Genomic DNA, 20254 nt, shown 5'->3' with positions numbered 1-20254 from the left:
CCAAGTCCCGTTTCTGGGAGTAGAAATCGGGCTTGTCTTTCAGCTCAGGCAAGTGACAGATTAAGGGACAAGCATTGATATCACAGCGATTGTGTTCCCACCACGCAAAGTGCTCTGCCAAGCGGTAGTTGTACTGCTTCCGTAACAAGTCTAGCCACTCGCTCATCAAAGCAATCTGGCTGGGCGTAGGTCGCAAACGGTACTGGTAAGCAGTTCTCATTGAGGCAAGGGTAATCTACTGGAATGAATCCTACCTTATTGCTTCATGCGGTGGGGTTACCGTCTCGGTTTTAGGCCAGTCCATTGAAAACCAAAGTGTCCCCGCCTCTCATCCCGACCTTCACCCTGGATAGTGGTGAGTGGATAGTGACTAGCCACTAGTCACTAACAGAGGGCAGGGCTTCCCGGCGGTCTAGCTAACGCTACGCATCGCCAACAGGAGCGATGAGCAGGGGAAACGCTACAAAAAACAAACCGTGAAAAATCCCCCGGCCTCAAGGGTGAGGAGAACGTCAAACTGCCCAAAATTCCCCTGCAATTTGCAATGGCCACAAAAGGGGATCCCTAGAGCTTGCGGGAATAGAACTCAACCACCAAAAGCTCGTTGACCGGGGCGCAAATTTGCTCGCGGGGGGGCAATTCCTTGATGCGTCCGCGCAGCTTTTCTTTGTCAAACTCCAGGTAGTCCGGCAAAAACAACCCCGGATACTCCGCGTAGGCGGCCACCAGCTTGCGGGAAGATTCCTTATTTTTTACTGTAATCACATCCCCCACTTTGCAGCCATAGCTGGGAATGGTTACCTTTTGGCCGTTAACCTCTATGTGGCCGTGGCTCACGAGCTGCCGAGCTGCCGGAATGGTTGGAGCCATGCCCAGACGAAACACGATGCAATCCAACCGCATTTCCAGCATTTGCAGCAAGGCCAAACCGGTGGATCCCTTGGAGCGCCGTGCCTTGCGCATGTAGCGGATCATCTGCCGCTCGCTCAGCCCGTAGTTGAAGCGCACCTTCTGCTTTTCTTCTAAGCGAATGGCATATTCGGATTTTTTCTTGCGCTCGGCGCCATGCATACCGGGCGGGTTGGTATTTTTGGGGCGCTTGCGCGTCAAGCCGGGCAGATCAAGTCCCCCGAAGCGACGAATAATTTTTAGGCGGGGGCCTGTGTAGCGGGACATGCGGGCATTTCTCCGAAATCAGCAAACAAAGTCAGCAAGAGATGGTCAGCTGGGGAGCAAGAGGACGAGGCACCAAAAGAATCGGCGATCTACTATATTAAGCGTTTAGTTCCTGCTTTGGACAAGGGGTCAAGGCTGTCTTTTGGGATCCCGTCTCCACCGTTGTATTCACCCTGTCAGTCGTAGTGAACCCCCAGCTGGGTGCGGATGAAAGCGCGATCTTCGCTAAGCAAGCCGTTGAGGGTGCGCCGTTCCCCCAAGATGGGATCCGGATCTAGGCCGATGGCTTCCAAGTCGGCCAGCACCATCAGCTCCACTAACTGCGGGAAGCTCACCTTGGGCTCCCATCCTAGGACTCGCTTGGCTTTTGAAGCATCCCCCAACAGCAGATCCACCTCGGTTGGGCGGTAGTAGCGGGGATCGATCTCGATCAACACTTGGTCTTTGTACAACCCCTGTTCGGCTTGGCCGGAGCCTTTCCAGGTAATCGGCAGGCCCACCAGCGCGAAGGCCCGTTCCACAAACTCGCGCACAGTGTGGGTTTCCCCGGTAGCCAGCACATAGTCATCCGGCTGGGGTTGTTGGAGCATCATCCACATCCCCTCGACGTAGTCTTTGGCGTAGCCCCAGTCCCGCTTGGCATCCAGGTTGCCCAGGTAGAGCTTGTCCTGTTTGCCGGCCACAATGCGGCTGACGGCGCGGGTGATCTTGCGGGTTACAAAGGTTTCCCCTCGCCGTGGGCTTTCGTGGTTGAACAAGATACCGTTGCAGGCGAAGAGGTTGTAGGCTTCGCGGTAGTTGACCGTCTGCCAGTAGCCGTACACCTTGGCACAGGCATAGGGGCTGCGCGGGTAGAAGGGGGTGGTTTCCTTTTGCGGGATCTCTTGCACTAGGCCGAACATCTCCGAGGAGCCTGCCTGGTAAAACTTCACCCGGATCCCGGTGCGCTGCTGGTAGTCGCGGATGGCCTCTAGAAGACGCAGCGTGCCCATGGCCACTGCATCGACGGTGTATTCCGGCGCATCAAAGCTCACCCGCACGTGGGATTGGGCCCCCAGGTTGTACACTTCCGTCGGCTGCACCTGTTCCAAAATCCTGCGCAGGGTGGTGCCATCCGTGAGATCCCCGTAGTGGAGAAACAGCCTGGCCTGGGGGTCATGGGCATCCACGTAGATGTGGTCGATGCGGTCGGTGTTGAAGGTGCTGGCGCGGCGGATGATGCCGTGAACTTCGTAGTTTTTCTTCAACAACAGCTCGGCCAGATAGGAGCCATCCTGTCCGGTGATGCCGGTAATTAGGGCACGTTGGGTCATAGAGCTGGGGGCAAAGACTAGGAAAACACCAAAAATCAAAATGGCCTGAGGCTCAAGTCCAATGGCAAAACTCAAACCTCAAAGCAGAGACCTTGAAGCTAGAACATTATAGTGCAGCGGGACTCCTTCTCCTCAGGCAGGGCCCGCCGAGGCACATTCCTGGCCAAGGGTGTGGTCTTTCAACCGTTGCAAAGCGGCAGTCAGGGCTGTGGGCCAGGGATCCGGCTGGCGCAGTTGTCGCACTCCCTGGGGCAGGCACAGCACAGAGGCGCGGCTGGTGCGGGCAATGGCTTCCAGATCCGGCAAGGGATCCAGCAGCAGCCCTTTTTCCATAACTTTGCGCAAGAGCGGTTCGTAGCCAGGAGGCGGGGGCTCGTCAGCATGGCCCAACAAGTCTCCTTCAGGGCCGCGAAAGATCTGCTTGCGACCGGGAAGGGTGGCTTTGGCAAAGGAAGCTTTGGCCACTGGGATCCCATTGATTTCCACCAATTTGTACACCCCGTTTACGCCTTCTCCAGTTACCAGGCGGGTGCCCACCCCATAACCGCTGATGGGGGCTTGGGAGCGATGCAGGCGCTCGATCTCGTATTCGTCCAAATCCCCACTGACGAACACCGGGGCGCCTTGAGGCAAAATCTGTTTCACCCGGCGAGAGAGATCTTCCAAATCTCCTGAGTCGATGCGCACCCCGCCGATTTCCCCGCGGGATCCCAGTTGATCTGGGCTTCTGGCCGCAAAGAGCTGGGCTGCTGTGCGCGCCCCTTGGATGGGATCGTAGGTATCGATTAGAAGCGCAGCTTGGGGAAAGTAGCGCCGAAAGGATTGAAAGGCGCGGGTTTCGTCTCCCGAGAGAGCAGCAATAGCCATCACTAGGGAATGGGCCATGGTTCCTGCCGGCTTGCGCCCCAATTTCAGGGCTGCCAAGACGTTGGAGGTGGCATTGAACCCTGCCGCCAGAGCCGCCCGGGCTGCCCACAGCCCCGCCTGGGGACCAAAAGCTCGCCGGGTGCCGAACTCCAACAAAATGGCCTCATCCCCTGCTGCATCTCGCATACGGGCCGCCTTGGTGGCGATCAGGGTCTGGTAGTTAAAGGTGGACAGCAAGTAAGTTTCCACCAGTTGGGCTTGCCAGAGGGGGGCTTCCACCCGCAACAGGGGCTGGTTGGCGAAAATGGCGGTTCCTTCCGGCACCGCCCACACATCCCCCTCAAACCGGCAGCGGGCCAGCAGCTCCCAAAAGCGCTCCGGCGCATCGGCGAAAATGCCCGTTTCCCGCAGCGCTCGCAAAGCCTCGGGGGCGAAGCTCAGTTGCTGCAGATAGTCCACTGCCTGGGTGAGCCCCATGGCGATTAGGTAGCCATAGTCGGTGGGCAGCCGCCGCACAAACAGCTCAAAGGCAGCGGGCTGAGACTCTAGCCCTTCCCCCACGTAGCAGGCGGCCATGGTGAACTGGTACAGGTCGGTTAGCAGGCCATAGTCTTGGGGCCGCAACGACGAGAAATCAGGGCTCAACATGAAAAACCTCGGGGCAGAAGCCAGTGGGGAACGGCGGGATCGAGCAGAGGGCTGTTGCGAAGGTTATAGTGAAACTTACCATAAGTAAGGCTGCTTGTAGGGATCCACCAGAAGCATCACAACCCCAAAAAACCCTAAAAATCGGCCTCGACAAGACACCAAACCCAAACTCAGCCAGAAATACAGGCGGCCATCTGGACAAAATCTTGCCCCCAACTTATAGTGAAACCAACCATAAGTGTTACCCGTCCAACTCTATCGAGCGGGTGCAAGCCTGGTCAATCCAGCCCCCACCGGAAGAACGCCATGAATACCACTCTACAGGAGCTAACTGTTAAGGCTCCAGCGGGCCTTCCCCCCCACTTTGATCCGGAGCGGGTGGGAGAGATTTGGCGCGTGCCCTACCAAGAGCGGGCAGCAGAAGCCGAGCTCTGGGCCAAGGAGCAAGGGATCCCGCCGGCAGAGGCGGATCGGGTGCGGGTGGGCTTGTTGCTCATTGATGTGCAGAACACCTTTTGCATTCCCGGCTTTGAGTTGTTTGTGGCCGGTTCCGGCGGATTGGGAGCGGTGGAAGACAATCGACGGCTTTGTCAGTTCATCTACCGCAATTTGGCCTGCCTCACCCAGATCATTGCCACTCTCGACACCCACACGGCCATGCAGATCTTCCACCCCGTCTTTTGGGTGGACGCGCAGGGAGCCCATCCTGAGCCGGCCACGGCCATTTCGGCAGCCGATATCCGCTGCGGACGCTGGCGGGTTAACCCCGCCATGGCTGCCAACCTCACCCAGGGGGATCTGACGCGGTTGCAGGTCTACGCTCTGCACTACGCCGAGCAGTTGGAGCAGGGGGGAAAATATCCCCTCATCGTCTGGCCCTACCACTCCATGCTGGGGGGGATTGGCCATGCCCTGGTGCCAGCGGTGGAGGAGGCGATTTTCTTTCACGGCATGGCCCGCCTTAGCCAGCCCAGCCTGCAGCTCAAGGGAGCCAATCCCTTGACGGAAAATTATTCCGTGCTTAGCCCGGAGGTTTTGACTGGGCCGGAAGGGGATCCCATCGACGAGAAAAATGAGCTCCTCATCCACCACCTGCTGCAGTTTGACGCCCTGATCGTGGCTGGCCAAGCCAAAAGCCACTGCGTGGCCTGGACGGTGAGCGACCTGCTGCAAGAGATCCAGGCCACGGATCCCAGCTTGGCCAAGAAAGTCTACCTTCTGGAGGACTGCACCTCGGCGGTGGTGATCCCCGGCGTTGTGGATTTCAGCGAACAGGCGGAGGCCGCTTTCGCCCGCTTTGCGGAAGCAGGAATGCACCGAGTACGCTCCACGGATCCCATCTGGGAGTGGCCTGAGTTTCCCCGGGATCCCAGCTGACCTCCAACATCCGGTATGATGCAGCAGGATCCTCTGCTGGAGCAGCCCTGTGTACGGTCGCGGTAGCGGTGCGGAGCACTCTCGCGGTAGCGGTGCGGAGCACTTTTGGGATCCCCGCCCTGAGGCCAGTTCCACCGTCTCCAGCAGTCTGCGCCCCCCCAGCGGTGCCCGGGATCTCCTGCCGCGGGAAGTACAACGGCGGGAGAAGCTGGAGGCTCAGCTGACCCGGGTTTTCCGGCGCCATGGCTACCAGCGCATCATCACTCCCACCCTAGAGCGGCTGGAAACGCTGCTGGCGGGGGGATCCATCCGCGCTGAGTCGGTGCTGCAACTGCGGGATGGCGAAGGGACGATGCTGGGGCTGCGCCCCGAGTTCACTGCTTCCATTGTGCGGGCGGCAGCCACCCGTCTAGCCGGTGGGCCTTTGCCGTTGCGGCTCTACTACCACGGCAGCGTTTTTCGCAACAGCCGGCGGGAGGAGGGATCCTACAGTAGCCAGGAGTTTTTTCAGTCCGGAGTGGAGCTGATCGGGGCAGGGGGATGGCTGGCAGATGCCGAGATTCTGCTGCTGCTGGCCGATTGCATTCGCTCGATCGGCATCTCTTCTTGTGTAAACGGGACGGAGGCCGCCTGGACGCTGCTGCTGGGAGATGTCAGCCTCACCGAGAGTTTGCTCAGCGCCGTTGCCCCCACGGCTCAAGCGGCAGTGCGCCGTGCCATTGCCCAGCTCGACTACGTTTACCTGGAATCGGCCCCTCTGCCGGAAGCCGCCCGCCAGATTGGCTTGCAGATTCTGGGGCTGCGGGGCCAGCCCGGCTCAGTTCTTTCTGACCTGGCTCAGTTGCCTGTGCCGCCTGAGCGGCTGCGGGATCTGCGGCAGCTCTGCCAGGTGCTGGAGGAACACGGGGTGCGGGTGGTGCTGGATCTGAGCTTGTTGCAAACCCTGGCCTACTACACCGGCATCGTTTTTCAGGCAGTGGCAGGCGGGGAGATCATTGCCTTGGGGGGACGCTACGACCGGCTGCATGCTCTCTACAGCCCTCAGCAGGTCGAACAGCCGGGGATCGGCTTTACCCTTCTGCCGGATACGCTGCTCCGGCTCTTGCCCCCCGACCCCAAAACCGAGGAGATGGGCTGCAAACGGTTGGTGGTGCCCCTGGTGCCGGCAGGGATCCCGGCGGCGCTGGCCTTGGCCGCCCGCTGGCGAGAATCGGAGGCGGTGGAGCTGGAATTGCTGGATCGGGCCCCTGAAGAGATCGAAGCCTATGCCCGCCAATGTCGGATCCCGGAGATCGCCTGGGTACAAGCCGACGGCAGCTACCACATCACCCACCCGGGCTAATGCTGGCAAGGTTGACCTCCCAACAGAGACGGGGCTGCACCAGTTGCAACAGGTGTTGGCGAATGCGTTCCAACTGCCGGATGGCGCTCTGCACCCCTGGCGCAAACGGCTGACGGGATCCCTGCGCCCAGAAATGCTGCTGCAAATAATCGATCAGCCACAGTTGTGCCGGCAGCTCCAAACCGGCCACCGCCCTGCCCAATTCCAATGCCTGCTGGAGAGAAGAGTGCCAGGGCCAACGTTTGAGTTCCTCAAGGAGCGACGGCGGGATCTGCTGCAGGTGCTGGTGGGCCAGCAAGGCCAAGCCGGGGCTGCCCTGGGCCAAGGCAATCAGCTCGGATCGAGGGATCCCTGCCAGATCTGGGCAACCCAACCCACTCAGCACCCGGTCGACCTCTTCTGGGCTGAGGCGGCGAAAAGGCACCATCTGGCAGCGGGACAACAGCGTCGGCAACAGCGAGGCCGCCTGAGGGGCGATGAGTATAATATGGGCTGGGCCTGGCTCCTCCAGGGTTTTCAACAAAGCATTGGCAGCGCTTTCCGCCAAGGTTTCGGCTCCCTCCAGCACCACCACCGCTCCCGTTCGCGTAAGCGGGACGGAGTCCTTTAGCGGGGCGGAGCCCTTTCGCTGGGCTCGAATCGGCTTGCGGGCACAGAAGCGGGATACCCCCTGCACCTGCTCCAGGCGAATTTGGGGCGGCGAGCGCCGTTGCAAGGTTTGCGCCTCCGGGGAGTCTGCCGCAATTAGGCGGCCTTGGTGCAGGTAGGTGGGGCTGACCCAGTGGAGATTGGGATGGTTGCCCGCCAGCAGCCAACGGCAGTGGGAGCACTTGCCGCAAGGGATCCCGGAGCTGGATTCGCACAAGAGGGCCTGGGCAAACCAACGGGCCATCAGCTTCCGCCCCACCCCTTGGGGGCCCAAGAAGCAGTAGCTGGAAGTCACCCGCCCCTTCTCCAGAGCCGCCACAAGCAGTCGTGCCGCCATCTCCTGCCCGACAATGTGCTGTGGAGGCAAGACCTTCATCCGCTTGACGGTCTCGGCGCTCGGACGGAGTTCTGGCATATCTCAGCATCCGCTGGCAGAAGCTGGCAGGAAATGTTTGCGAAAATACTGCAGCGTCTCCGGTCGCAATAACCCCCGCTCCACCAAGGGATCCCCCCAGTGGGGCGAAGATTCATCCATCGGCGGCAAGGACTCCAGCACTTCAGCAGCCAACAAGTCGGCAGCCTTGAGGAACTCTCCCACCGTGCGGCACCCCGACAAACAGGCAGAATACCCCCCATCCGCAAAGAACTTGAAAGTGCTCCGCACCGCTACCGCGACCGTGGTTGCCTTCAGGCCGGTACACTCGCCAATGACCGCGGTCAGCTTGCCCCCCGACTGTTGCCAGCGGCTGAGGATGTCTTGGATCTGGGGCCGATCCAGCAAGCCCGCTGCCTGCAAGTTTTGGAACAGATGCCTGGCCCAGGGGGTGAGTTCCGCCAGCAAAGGATCCGTCGGCGTGTCCTCAGGATTGGCGGGAAGCTCCCCGGCATCGGTCGCAGGTTCCTCCAGTCTCCTCGTAAGGACTGTGTTTCGCTCACGCGAACGTGCTGGCTCATCTTTGGCGGTTGAACCAGAGAAGTTGGCTGCTCTCAACTGGGCTTGGGCTGCTTCGGCGATCAGCTTTTGCTGTTCGTAACTCACCTGCAGCAGACGGTTGCGATTCTGCTCAATCTTGAGGTTCTCCTGTAAAGTCTCCAAGCTCTGTCGGTAGGCCGCTAGCAGCTCTCGCGCATCTCGCAGTTCCACCGTCAAGTTGGCCTGCTGCTGTTGAAGGGCGCTGAGGCGGGATCCCATCGTTTTCAGTTGTTGTTGAGCTTGCTCCAAGGCTTCTTGGCGGGCTTGCAGGGATCCCTCCAGTTGGACAATGCGCTGGTCGGCTTCGGCCTGTTCTGTCCTGAGCTGAAGGATCAGGGCTTGGCTCTGCTGTAGTTGCTCCTCCAGTTGGGCAATGTGCGCTTCGTAGTCACGGTTGGCTGCCATCAGCCGCGCCATTTCCGCTTGCAGTTGTTGTAGCTGCACCTGTAAGCTTTCCACCTGCTCTGGGGGAACATAGCCGGAAAGCCGCGCCATTTGGGCCTCGTGCTCTTGCTGTAACTGAGCGTAGCGCTCTTGCCACATCTGCAAAGCGGCCCTCAGCTCCGCAATCTGTTGCTCCAAGGCGGCAACCTGCTCTGGCCAGAAGGAATCCAGATGCCGGGATAGAGCAGCCTCTGACTCTGCAGCTTGCTGGGCAAGTTGGGCCTGCAACTGATCCCGCTCCGATCGGAGCTGCTGGATTTGATGAAGCGCTGCCTCCAATTGGGCGCGTAGGTCAGTCACAACGCTGCTGGGCACCAACTCCGACTGGCGTTTCTGCAGAATCTGGATTTGCTCTTGCAACTGCTCCAATTCCGACTGATAGCAATCTTGCTGGGTTTGCAACTGCCGCTGCGCCCTTTGCTCAGCAGCGCGGGCAAGAGCCAGCTCCGTTTCTAGACGTTGCAGTTGTTCCCGCCAAACCCGCAAATCCTGCTGCAGCGTAGCCTGGTGCTGGAGCTCCGCCTGCTGGAGACGAATGGTGGCTTCCAGTTTTTGAATGCGCTGCTGATACTGGCTTTGAAAATCGGCAATCTGCTGGTTCATGCTGGCCAGGATCCGATCCCATTCCTGTTCCTGGAGCTCGATTTGTAGCCGCAAGGCTTCCACTTGCTTGCGGTAGTCAGCCAAGGTGGCCGGTTGAGGCTCATCGGCAAAGGGATCCGAGGCTGCCGCGGCTAATGTTCCAGGGATGGAATCTCCCCCAACTGCGGATTCGAGACTCGATGGCTGAATTGTTCCCTCGCAAGGGATCTTGGCCTCTTCGGGTACAGCCAAATCCTGGGCCAGAGCTTCTCGGCCAGGAGTTGCCGCTCTTTGGGGGGTAAGCTGAACCTCGGGTACGGGATCCTTAGCCAAAAAAGGCTGCAGCGCCTCCCACGCATTGGGGGAAGCCATCCGCTGCAGTTGCACCTGGACATCCAAGGCGCGATCCAAAATGGCAGGCTGTACCCAACCTTTCCAGGTGAGGATTTCCCCCAATTTCCGCCCATAGCGACGCTGTTGAGCCAGAGCAACCCGCAATTGCTCGAAATCCAAATGGCCCAGCGCCACCAAAATCTCTCCTAGAGAAAGGGACTGGCTGGGCAGGAAGCGGTAGAGATCAGCCAGAGTGAGCCAGCCGCGCTCGAGACACACTTCTCCCAACTTGAGGTGGTTTTGCTGTTGCTCTCGCAGGGCCTGAGCCAACTGGGATTGGGAGATCAGACCCGCCCGCAGCAAACGCTGTCCCAGCGGTAAGCTCGACTCAGCCCCGTCGGCAGCAGCACCCCGCCCCTCCAGAAAGGGGAATGGGGTAGAGCCACTCTGGGAGGAAGAGGAGCGCGGAGGCATCAATAAAGTTCCCAGTTTAGGACTGTGTTGTTACTGTACTTTAGCTTATCGCCCCTCAGGATAAAGCACAAAGAGATGCCAACGCCACATTGACCAGAAAACTGGGTTACAAGCCCCGCCCTTTATGACGGCTTCTTGATACAGTAACTGCGAACTCCGCCAGCTTGTTCGCCTGCGGCGGCACTGAGTGCTTCGTGGTGCAGTACCTCTTACTAGAGGGACATTAGAGGGACAAAGTATCTGGGAGTCTCTTCCCAGTAATTAGGGCGGCGGCATCCCTCTTCGTGCATAGGGATGGAGCAGTACAGCCTGTTAAGGAATCAAGGGGCACAGTAGCAACACCTAGCAAACCAACTTCGGAAGCAGAATGGATTGATGAGTAGTCAAGAGGTCTCTGCTATCTGCTCCATCCCATACTTCCCGGCTCTGGAAAACTGCCGGATAAAAGGCTTCAATACCGACCACATCCTCTCAATCGGATTCAACTCTGGTGCATACACAGGCAGGTCTATGATCCGCGCACCTGTTCCTTGAATCAAACCCTCCACTTCCGAACTCTAATCACCACCTTCCGCGCATCCAGTTCCGGACATGAGTCACTTTGCAAAAACTCCAGAAAATTGCTCTTCCGCATTCCACCCTTGATAACACAACAGCCTACTGCCTCTCTCCAGGAAATAGCTTCAATAATCTTATGTTTTTTCCCTTTGCATCTCTGACGGTAACTGTAAGCTCTTTGACTGCGTAAACTCCGAGATACCCCTCCGTTCCATTGCCTCTCACACCCTTGTCTGGTCTAGAATAGCTATATCTTCCACTGGTATATTCTTGACTTCTTAACTATAGGCTAATTGTTGCCTTTGCACCTCCTCTTCTCTGATTTTTACACTGCGGTAATTCTTTTTTAGCGTCATTCCTCGCTTTTTTAAAAAGTTGTCTATCGTAACAGCACTCACATCAGTATCCAGTTGCTCTCGTACCAGTTCTTGATACTACCACGGATAATAGTTCAGGCGCCTTTCAATGACCGTCATAACTTCTTGCCGGTGTTGTTCCAGAATACCTACTCGCTTTGTGCCGACTTTCTTGGGGGATAAATCCTGAGTTTGTTGATACTGATGCACCCAGTGGTGCAGTGTTCTTTGGGTTACCATGAACTGTTCCGCTACCTGGCGAGTGGAGGTCTTGCCTGCCTGATAAGCTGCCACAACTCTTTGGGATAAATCTAACAAATAGGTTGGTATATATCTCTCTTTTCTCTTGGATACTTGTATCCTAATTCATAGGCTGTAATCGGTGAAGTGCCAAAAATGATTCTGATTCTTGTTTCAGCATCGTTGCTGAGCAACCGCTAGGGTGTAGAGACGCGGATCTTCGACAAGAGGATCCCTAGGAAAAAACGAGAAAGAAGGAGAGAAAATCATGTCTGCCAGCACCCTTGTCCGTTGTGCCTGTGAACACTGCAACTGCAGCTTCGAGAGCAGCCAAGGCTATCGCTACGAAGGTCAACTCTACTGCAGCGAAGCCTGTGCCACCCACAATCACGAGCACCCTTCCGCCTGCTGTGTGGCTTCTCACTGCTGCCAGTAGGGTTCAAGGTAGCCCATCATCCCCAGCCCTTTCCTCTGGGATCCATTTCCCCCCTGGGCCGTTTTTGATAGGCTCCTGAGAAGTTCTACTCTTGTCGGCCAAGGGGTCGGCCTAGCTTGCATGGATTACGGCTGGCGCGAAGATACTCCGCACCGCTGGGAGCTGCTGCCCACTCCCCCCCAGTTCAATCCGCAACTGAGCCGGGAATATGGCAAGTATGCGGCCAAGGTGATGGCTCTGCGGGGTCTGCACACTTGGGAGCAGGCGCAGGCCTTCGTGGATCCCGAACACTATTCCCCCACACCACCAGCATCCCTGCCGGATCTGGAGCGGGCGGTGGCACGGCTGCTACAGGCGCGGGAAAGGGGAGAGACCCTGTGCATTTGGGGGGACTTTGACTGCGATGGTGTCACCAGTACCAGTCTCCTGCTCTCGGCGTTACAACCCTTGGGCTTCCGAGTCCAGTTCTCCATACCGCTGCGCAGCACCGAGGGGCACGGGCTCAATCCTCAACGGCTACAGCAGGTGCTGGCCCAGGGCTGCCAAGTGATCCTGACGGTGGATTGCGGGGTGGGCAATGCTGCCGAAATTGCCACAGCCCAAGCCCAGGGGGTGGACGTGATCGTGACGGATCACCACATGCTGCCGGATCCCTTGCCCGCTGCCTATGCGGTGGTCAACCCCTTGCGATTGCCGGCTGAACATCCGCTGCGCTTCTTGCCGGGGGTGGGAGTGGCCTACAAGTTGGCGGAGGCGCTCTACCAAGCCCTAGGGATCCCTGGTGTCGAGCAGCACCTGGATCTGGTGGCGGTGGGAATTGTGGCCGATGTGGCGGTGTTGCAGCGGGAGTGCCGCTACTTGGTGCAGCGGGGCCTGCCGGTGCTGGCCAGTACGCAGCGCCCGGGGTTGCGAGCTCTGCTGGCCCAGGTTAGCAACGGCCAGCTCCAGAGGTCGCCGACAGCCCAGGATATTGCTTTTCGCATCGCCCCCAAGTTGAACGTCATTGGCCGCTTGGAAGACGCCAGCTTAGCAGTGGAGCTGCTGACCACCTCCGATCCAGAGCGGGCCCAGGCGCTGGTGCAACGGTTTGTTGCCCTTGACGAAGAGCGCCGGCAGCTCACCCAGCAAGTGATCCAAGAGGCCAGCCAACAGGTAGAGAGCTTGGATCTGACCCGGGAAGGAGCCATTGTTCTGGCGGAAGCCGGCTGGAACCCAGGGGTTCTGGGGATCGCGGCGGCGCGCTTGGTGGAGCAGTACCGCTGCCCGACGGTGTTGATTGCCAAAGACGAAGCCACAGGGCTGGGCCATGGGTCGGGTCGTTCCCTGCCAGGGGTGAACCTGGTGGAGGCCATCGAGGCCGTGCGCCCCCTCTTGCGGCGGGGAGGCGGACACCCCATGGCCGCCGGGATCCAAGTGGATCTGGCTTGCCTGGCCGCTGTGCAACTGGCGTTGCAGCGGGAGCTGGCCGCGCGGGTTAGCCCGGATCAGCAGGCTCGCGCCTTGGCGGTGGAGATTATCCTCGACTGGGAGCTACTGGTCTCTCAGGATCGGGATGGGGTGGCAGAGCTGGATGAGGTGTATCGGCAATTGCAGCTTCTGCAGCCCTTTGGGCACGGCAATCCCAACCCCGTCGTTGCCTTGATGAACTTCCGTCCCAATAGCTCCAACCTGGGAGTCTCCCGCAATGGCCGCCACCTCAAGTTTGAACTCCAAGGCTCGCCGGGATCCCGTACTCTGTGGTTTTGGCAGGCCGGAGAAGAGCTGGAGCGTTGGCAAAAATGCCAAGCTTTGGACATCGCCCTCCAGTTGGAAGCGGATGACCGGGGCAAACAGCCTTGGCAGGGCAAGGTGCTGGCAGTGCGCCCTTCGGGAGAGTGGCAGGCACCCACCCTTTCTGCTCCCCCCATAGAGATCCAAGATTTTCGGCAGAAACCCCTGCCGGATTCGCTGAAAGGGGCCATCTGTTACGACGGGCAGGAGGCCGAGAACCTTGTTCCACCACCAAAAGGGGCAAAGCTGGTGCTGGCCCGCTGGCCCTGGCTACCGGCGGACTTGGCACAACTGCTGCAACAGGTACAGCCCCGAACCCTGATCCTGGCCGCTTCTGCCTCCCCCTGGGAGCAGATCCCCGCCCGAGTCAACTGGCTGATGCAACAGTGGCAGGCAGGCCAACGGGATCCCGAGGAGCTGGCTGCGGCAACCGGCTTTCCCCGGCAGTGGCTGGCGGAACTGGACAGTCCGGAGCAGATCCCCACCTTGCTGATGGGCCGCCTTCAGGAATCCCAAGCCTTTCACCGCTGGCTGGACGAGGCCAGCCCCACCCAGATTGCCCAACTGTGTCAGCGGCTGCTGCGACCGGATCCCAGGCCAGCAGCTTATTCCCAAAAGTAGAGGCATCTCCCAAGCGCTCTGCGCCACCAACGCGACCCCAAAAAGTAGGTAAGACTTGGGATCCTGCCAAGAACTTCAAGATGCTCCGCACCGCTATCGCGATACTCTGGATTAAATAATTCAACCCCATTTTTTCTGGCAACCAGAGCCCCTCAGAGTTTTCCGTGATCCCGGTTCGCCTAACCTTGCACAATTTTCTCTGTTACGCTCACGCCGTTTTGGATCTGCGCGGGATCCACACCGCCTGTATCTGTGGCCCCAATGGGGCAGGCAAGTCCGCCCTGCTCGACGCCCTCACCTGGGGCCTCTGGGGGCAAAGCCGGGCCAGCAACGATAGCGATCTCATCCGCAAGGGGGCCAGCGAAGCCTGGGTAGAGGTGATCTACCGCTCGCGAGGACAAACCTACCGCATCCTGCGCAGCCGTCATCTATCGGGCGAGGGATCCCTGGAGTGGCAAATTCAAACCGGAGAAACCGACGGCCAACCTCGCTGGCGCAGCCTAACCCGCCGCGGCATGCGCGCCACCCAACAGGCCATTCAAAGTCAGCTCAGCCTCGACTACGAGACCTTTATTCACTCTGCCTATCTGCGACAAGGACAAGCGGATGCCTTCACCCTGAAGCGTCCCAGCGAGCGCAAGCAGATCTTGGCCGACATGCTCAAGTTGGGGCAGTACGATTTGCTGGCCGACCGCTGCCGGGAACGGGCACGCAGTGCCAAACTCAAAGCCGATCTGCTCCAAGAGCGCCTGCAGCAGCTCAACCAACAACAGGCCCACGTTGGCCAAATCCAAGCCGAGCTGGAGCGACTCCAACAACGGCAAACTCATCTGCAGCAGCTCCTAGCCCAGCAACAGCAGGAATTGCAAGCCCTAGAGCGCCTCTACGAACATCGCTGCATCCTGCAGGAGCGCCACCAACACCTCACCCAACACTTACGGAAGCTCGGCGCCGACCTACAGCACACCGAGCAACAGTGGCGTGCCCAGCGACAGCACCTGCTCCAGTTGGAAGAGCTGATCGCCCAGAGTGAAGACATCCTGGCGGGTTACGAACGCTACCAAGCCCTGATGACCCAAGATCGCCATCTCCACCATCTCTTCGAGCAGCAGCAACACCTGCTCCAAGAACACCAAAAGCTCCAGGCCCAGCAAGCCGAGCAGCAGCAGCAGCAACTGCGCAAGATGCAGCGGCTGCAACAGGAGTTGGCCACCTGCCAAGCCCAGGCCCAAGCCGATGCCCAATTGCTGGCAGAACAGGAACGCATCGAAACCGGCCTGCGCCACTACCAGCAAGCTCAAGAGCGTCTCCAGGCCTTGAACCAAGCCCAAGCGCAAGCCGCCGTCCTTCTCCAGCAGCAACAGCATTGGCAAGAGCAAATCCGCCGCGAGCGGGAACGTCTGCAAGCCCGCCTCCAGCTTCTCAGCCAGCAACTGCAAAGCCAGGAAACTCTAGCCCAACAGCAGCAGCAACTGGAGCAGAAAATTGCCGAAGGAGAGGCCGCCCTGGCAGAGCTGGAGCGACGGCGTCTCTACCAGCAGCGGGTGTTGGAAAAAGTCCAAGAACGACGGCTGTTCGTGCAAAAGCTCCAGGAACGCCAGCGGGTTCTCCAGCAACAGTGGCAACAGGAAGAAGAACGCTGCCGCCTGTTGGTGACCAGCTGGGATGAAGGTCAAGAGGTGTTTTCCGCTCAAAGTGCTCCGCGAGGCGAACAAGATCAGGGAGAGCGCCGCCCCATCCCCACTTTGGCAAGAGTGACAGCCCTTGTCGAGGAGGCAGCAGAACAAGAGGAGGTATCCCCGGCCCTATCTTCCGCCGGCCAACCTGCCGAGTCATCCCCCGCAACGCCAACACCAGAGCCGCAGGGATCCGGCTTTATGGCTCCGCAACGCCGTCGCAACTGGACTTGCCCCCTCTGCGCCCGTCCCCTCAGCCCGCGCCTGCGGGATGTGGTGCTGAAAAAACACCGCGAGCGTCAAGAAGAAATTGCTGGCCAACTGTTTGTTATCCGCGAACAACTGGCGGTGGCCGACCGGGAGATCGAACTCTTGCAAGAAGAATACCGCCGTCTTAGCCAAGAACTGGCCACTTGGGATGAGCGCCTGCACCTTCAAGGGCGATTGCAACAGCAGTGGGAAGCCGAGCAGGAACGCCGCCGGCAAATCCAGCTCTGGCAAGCAGAAGCGGCAGAGTTGAGGGAAATCCTCGACCGGGAAGCTTACGCTCAAGAAGCTCGGCAACAGCTCCAGCAGATCCAGCAGGCCCTGCACCAACTGGGCTATGACGAGCGCGAGCACGCCCTACAACGGGGAGAACTGGAGCGCTGGCGCTGGGCCCTGGGCCGCTCTCAAGAACTCCGCAAGGCCCAAGAGCGCCGCTCTCGCCTCTGCGAGCAAATCGCATCTCTACAGGCACAACTGGAAACCCTGCAACAGGTGGGATCCAAGGACTCCGTCCCGCCAGTGGGATCGGATTCTCCCCTGGCGGAGCGGTTGGCTCAGGTGGAACAGGCGTTAAACCACCTGGGCTACGATGGATCCCTGCACCAGCAGGTGAAAGCCGAACTGGCCCAAGCGCAACTCTGGCCGGTGCGCCTGCAAGCCCTACAGGTGGCCCGCCAGGAACTGCCGGAGGTGGCGGCCCGCACCCAAGCCTTATCCCAACGCCTACAGGAAAGCCGCCAGCACTTTGCCCAGGCCACCCAAGAGTTGGAACGGCTTCAGCAACAACTGGCGGAGCATCCCGAGGTTTTGCCTGCTCAGCTGGAAGGGATCCGCCAAACCCTGCGGAAGCACCGCCGGCGGCTGGATGAGGTGCTGTCTCAGATAGGGGCCGCCCAACAACGGCTACAACAGGCGGTTCAACAGCAGGCGGAACAGGCCGAGCTGGAACAGCAACTGCAACAGGCCCGCCGCCAGCAGCAGGTGTACCAAGAGCTGGCCAATGCCTATGGTCGCAACGGCATCCCCGCCCTGATCGTCGAAAATGTCCTGCCCGAGCTGGAAGCCCAGGCCAACCAGATCCTGGCCCGCCTTACCCAACACCGCCTGCACCTGCAATTGGTTACCCAGCGCTCCGGGCGACGCTATTGCTCACCGGCCAAGCTGTCCTCCGTAGCGGGACGGAGTCCCTATGACACCCTCGACATTCTCATTGCCGATCCCCACGGCACCCGCCCCTACGAGACTTACTCCGGTGGAGAAGCCTTTCGCATCAACTTCGCCATTCGCCTGGCCTTGTCCCGCCTGCTCACCCAGCGCTCGGGATCCGACCTGCAAACCTTAATCATCGACGAGGGGTTTGGATCCCAGGATGCCACCGGGCGCGCCCAACTGCTGGCCGCCATCAACGCCATCGCCCCGGACTTTGCCTGCATCTTGGTGATTACCCACATCCCCAGCCTGCAGGATGCTTTCCCCCGCCGCATTGAGGTACAACCCTCTCCCCAGGGATCCCGCCTCTCCATTCGCGGCTAGTCCCTTCAGGAGTTGCCGGCACGATTTTGCAGCCACTGCTGCAACAGGGGCACCAGAGTCTCGCTGAGTTGGTTCCACTGGTCGGGCTTCTGGACGGTGGTCAGCAGCTCCACTCGCTCGCCTCGGATCACCAGAAAGCCAACTGGCTCGATGCGCACCCCACCCCCCGCTCCCCCGAACAGACTGGCCGGATCCCCGCCGTTGCCGCGACAGCCAGGAGCAGTCTTTCCAAAGTTACCCCCTCCCCCACCCAAGCCAAAATGCAAGGACATGTAAGGGACAATAATCGTCTCACCAATAGTGATCGGCTGACCAAAGGTTTGTCCCGTTTCCGCCAAAACCTTCAGCTTGCCGAGCACCGCCTCCAGCACCGATTCCACGTTGAAGTCGGATCCCATCTCCGTTGACTCGCCCACCAGACGCTCGGGCAAATGGCGCGCAGTACCTTCCCAGGCTAGTGCAGCCACGCCCAAGAGAGAAAGCCCAAGAAACTCCCCTAATCTTCGTCCGGCGAGCCGGAATAGAGATCTTCCAAACGGCTGCGAGCTTCTTCCAAGCTGGCCGAGCGAATCACCAGTAGAGGCTCCTCGGTGAGGTTGCCATCTTCATCCAGCAGCTCTGGGTGAGGGATCCGCCTGCGGGCACGACGAGGAGAGGCCTTGCGCTCTTCCACGCCCAGTGTGATGACATTGGTAACCAAGTTGCGCAGGGCCAAAAAGGCAATGGCCACAAAAGCGATGAGGTAGAGAATCTGCAGCATTACAGGTCGGGGGAGGGGTGAATCTGGCGAAATTGACGGCCCAATTCGGCACATTTCATAAGCAGGCGATGCCATTTTGCCATCAGCCCAGGGTCGATGCCAACCTCTTGATCAGAGGCCTGATAAAGCGCTTTGGCTACCTGTAGCTCCGCCTGGGCAGCCAAAACCTCTTCCAGCAAGGACTGCTGCTCTTCTGGGCTGATAAATTCCAGGGTCTCTTCCTGCAAAAAGCGGCGAGAACGCTCAAACCAGTAGCGGTAGTCCTCCAACAGTGGCCCCAGAATCTCTCGCAACAGCTCAGATTTGCTCATGGCCTGGGATCCCTCCACAACTGGTTTGGATGAAAAAATCTTAGCAGAACTTAACCTTCTCTCGCCACGGGAGAGCGGGATTCCAGGTAGGCTTCCATCTCCAGCATCAGGGCTTCGATCTGAGGCAGCAATTCCAGGGCCTGCTCTTGCCAGTAGCCCCGCTGGTGGGCTTCCAGCAGCCGCTCGCTCATGTCCCGCAGCGCCCAGGGGTTGCGGGATCGCAGGAACTGCTGGACTTGGGGATCCAATAGGTAGGCGCGGGCCAGGCCGGCGTACATGAAATCCGGCACAGCATGGGTGGTGACGTCGTAGGCAAAGAGGTAGTCCAGGGTGGCAGCCATCTCGAAGGCGCCCTTGTAGCCGTGGCGCATCACGCCGGCAATCCACTTGGGGTTGATCACGCGGGCGCGATAGACGCGGTCAATTTCTTCGGCCAGGGTGCGGATCTTAGGGTTGTGGGGACGGGCGTGATCCCCGAAGTAGATCCGCGGGTTGCGGCCCTGGAGCGTTCGCACTGCCGCCACCATCCCCCCTTGAAACTGGTAGTAGTCATCGGAGTCCAGCAGGTCGTGCTCGCGGTTGTCTTGGTTGTGGAGCACAATTTGCAGGTGGGCCAATTGCCGCCGCAGGGCTTCGGGGGCCGGCTCTCCCTCGCCATCGGCCCGGTAGGCGTAGCTGCTCCAGTTGAGGTAGGCGCGGGCCAGATCCGCTTCTGTTTCCCAGTTTTGCGCCTCGATCAGCCCCTGTAGGCCGGCCCCGTAGGCCCCTGGCTTGGAACCGAAGATGCGCAGCCGCGCCCGCTCCGCCGCTGCTTGCGTTGGGATCCCTTGCTCCTGCCAGTACTGGGTATCGGCCAGCACGTGGGCCCGCAGGGGATTGTCGGCTTCTGGCTCCTCCAGGTCAGCCACGGCCTGCACGGCCCGGTCAAACAGGGCAATCAGATTGGGAAAGGCATCGCGAAAGAAGCCAGAAATGCGCAAGGTTACATCCACACGGGGGCGGCCCAAAACCGCTACAGGCAGGATCTCGATGTCCACCACCCGTCCTCCATCCCAGCGGGGTTTGACCCCCAAGAGCGCCAGGGCCTCGGCCCAATCGTCGCCGCCAGTTCTTAGAGTTGAAGTGCCCCAAACGGATAAGCCCAGGCGACGGGGATATTCCCCCTGCTCTTGCACGTAGCGCTCCACCAGCCGCTCGGCGGCCAGTGAGCCGACCTGCCAGGCGGTGGGGGTGGGGATGGCGCGAATGTCCACCGAGTAAAAGTTGCGCCCCGTGGGCAACACGTCCACTCGGCCTCGGGTGGGGGCGCCGGAAGGGCCGCTGGGCACATAGCCGCCCCCTAGCCCATGCAGCAGGTTCTCCAGCTCCTGGGGGGTTTGCTGCAGGCGCGGCAGCAGATCCGTCTCGATCCAATGCAGCACCTGCCTGGCTACTGGCCCCGGCGGCGGATCGTAAGGGATCCCTTGCAGCCGCTGGGCAATCCAGCGGCGGGCTTGCGCTTCCAGGGCGGCCACCCCGTCTCCGATGTGGCGAAAGTTCTCGCCCATAG

General features: G+C 59.8%; 14 protein-coding genes and 2 pseudogenes. 5 read left to right on the top strand and 11 right to left on the bottom strand.

Features of this window, described 5'->3' with window-relative positions; all coding sequences use genetic code 11:
• The 4 genes from NW828_RS05510 to NW828_RS05495 form a co-directional block, all read right to left on the bottom strand.
• Window positions 1-220: helix-turn-helix domain-containing protein (locus tag NW828_RS05510; RefSeq protein WP_414382266.1), on the bottom strand; the 220-nt coding region annotated here is incomplete at its 3' end.
• Window positions 221-564: 344 nt separating this feature from the next.
• Complete coding sequence (gene rpsD / locus NW828_RS05505) at window positions 565-1176, bottom strand: 30S ribosomal protein S4 (protein ID WP_011432724.1); 612 nt, start codon at window positions 1174-1176, stop codon at window positions 565-567.
• A 176-nt stretch (window positions 1177-1352) separates the two neighbouring features.
• Window positions 1353-2489 (bottom strand): GDP-mannose 4,6-dehydratase, encoded by a 1137-nt coding sequence (gene gmd / locus NW828_RS05500; protein WP_011432725.1) that lies wholly within the window; start codon window positions 2487-2489, stop codon window positions 1353-1355.
• A 132-nt stretch (window positions 2490-2621) separates the two neighbouring features.
• Window positions 2622-4004, bottom strand: a complete 1383-nt coding sequence (locus NW828_RS05495; RefSeq protein ID WP_414382263.1) for a nicotinate phosphoribosyltransferase — start codon at window positions 4002-4004, stop codon at window positions 2622-2624.
• A 306-nt stretch (window positions 4005-4310) separates the two neighbouring features.
• On the opposite strand from NW828_RS05495, the gene NW828_RS05490 reads away from it, so the two are divergent.
• Window positions 4311-5381, top strand: coding sequence for an isochorismatase (locus NW828_RS05490; protein ID WP_414382260.1), 1071 nt, complete (start codon window positions 4311-4313; stop codon window positions 5379-5381).
• Window positions 5382-5430: 49 nt separating this feature from the next.
• Window positions 5431-6723: an ATP phosphoribosyltransferase regulatory subunit gene (locus tag NW828_RS05485; RefSeq protein ID WP_414382257.1), complete on the top strand. Its 1293-nt coding sequence runs from the start codon at window positions 5431-5433 to the stop codon at window positions 6721-6723.
• Here the strand turns inward: NW828_RS05485 and NW828_RS05480 are convergent.
• From NW828_RS05480 to NW828_RS05470, 3 genes and pseudogenes are all read right to left on the bottom strand, one after another.
• Entirely contained in the window at window positions 6707-7786 is a 1080-nt protein-coding gene (locus NW828_RS05480; protein WP_414382254.1) for a DNA polymerase III subunit delta', read from the bottom strand. The genes NW828_RS05485 and NW828_RS05480 overlap by 17 nt on opposite strands.
• Before the next feature lie 3 nt (window positions 7787-7789).
• A complete protein-coding gene (locus NW828_RS05475) occupies window positions 7790-10177 on the bottom strand; it encodes a hypothetical protein (protein WP_414382251.1) in 2388 nt (795 codons plus the stop codon).
• A gap of 320 nt (window positions 10178-10497) precedes the next feature.
• Window positions 10498-11421: pseudogene (locus NW828_RS05470) on the bottom strand (IS630 family transposase).
• A gap of 178 nt (window positions 11422-11599) precedes the next feature.
• Between NW828_RS05470 and NW828_RS05465 the strand changes: the two are divergent.
• From NW828_RS05465 to NW828_RS05455, 3 genes are all read left to right on the top strand, one after another.
• Window positions 11600-11767, top strand: a complete 168-nt coding sequence (locus NW828_RS05465; RefSeq protein WP_083757636.1) for a hypothetical protein — start codon at window positions 11600-11602, stop codon at window positions 11765-11767.
• A gap of 120 nt (window positions 11768-11887) precedes the next feature.
• Window positions 11888-14158: a single-stranded-DNA-specific exonuclease RecJ gene (gene recJ / locus NW828_RS05460; RefSeq protein ID WP_414382248.1), complete on the top strand. Its 2271-nt coding sequence runs from the start codon at window positions 11888-11890 to the stop codon at window positions 14156-14158.
• Between the two features lie 164 nt (window positions 14159-14322).
• Entirely contained in the window at window positions 14323-17634 is a 3312-nt protein-coding gene (locus tag NW828_RS05455) for an AAA family ATPase (protein WP_414382246.1), read from the top strand.
• A 5-nt stretch (window positions 17635-17639) separates the two neighbouring features.
• Here the strand turns inward: NW828_RS05455 and NW828_RS05450 are convergent, their stop codons facing one another.
• The 4 genes and pseudogenes from NW828_RS05450 to NW828_RS05435 form a co-directional block, all read right to left on the bottom strand.
• Window positions 17640-18065 (bottom strand): GerW family sporulation protein, encoded by a 426-nt coding sequence (locus NW828_RS05450; protein ID WP_414344594.1) that lies wholly within the window; start codon window positions 18063-18065, stop codon window positions 17640-17642.
• Window positions 18066-18130: 65 nt separating this feature from the next.
• Window positions 18131-18394 carry a DUF2973 domain-containing protein gene (locus NW828_RS05445; protein WP_414382243.1) on the bottom strand — a complete coding sequence of 88 codons (264 nt, stop codon included), beginning with the start codon at window positions 18392-18394 and terminating at the stop codon, window positions 18131-18133.
• Window positions 18394-18705: a DUF2605 domain-containing protein gene (locus NW828_RS05440; RefSeq protein ID WP_414382240.1), complete on the bottom strand. Its 312-nt coding sequence runs from the start codon at window positions 18703-18705 to the stop codon at window positions 18394-18396. The genes NW828_RS05445 and NW828_RS05440 overlap by 1 nt, the downstream gene beginning before the upstream one ends.
• Before the next feature lie 50 nt (window positions 18706-18755).
• A pseudogene (locus NW828_RS05435) lies at window positions 18756-20237 on the bottom strand (cobaltochelatase subunit CobN); the annotation flags it as partial.
• Between the last annotated feature and the right edge of the window lie 17 nt (window positions 20238-20254).

The organism is Synechococcus sp. W55.2 (genome assembly GCF_047461635.1).
Taxonomy (GTDB): Bacteria; Cyanobacteriota; Cyanobacteriia; order Thermostichales; family Thermostichaceae; genus Thermostichus.
Note: the sequence above shows the minus strand (reverse complement) of the source record. Positions and strands in the feature narration are given on the sequence as shown.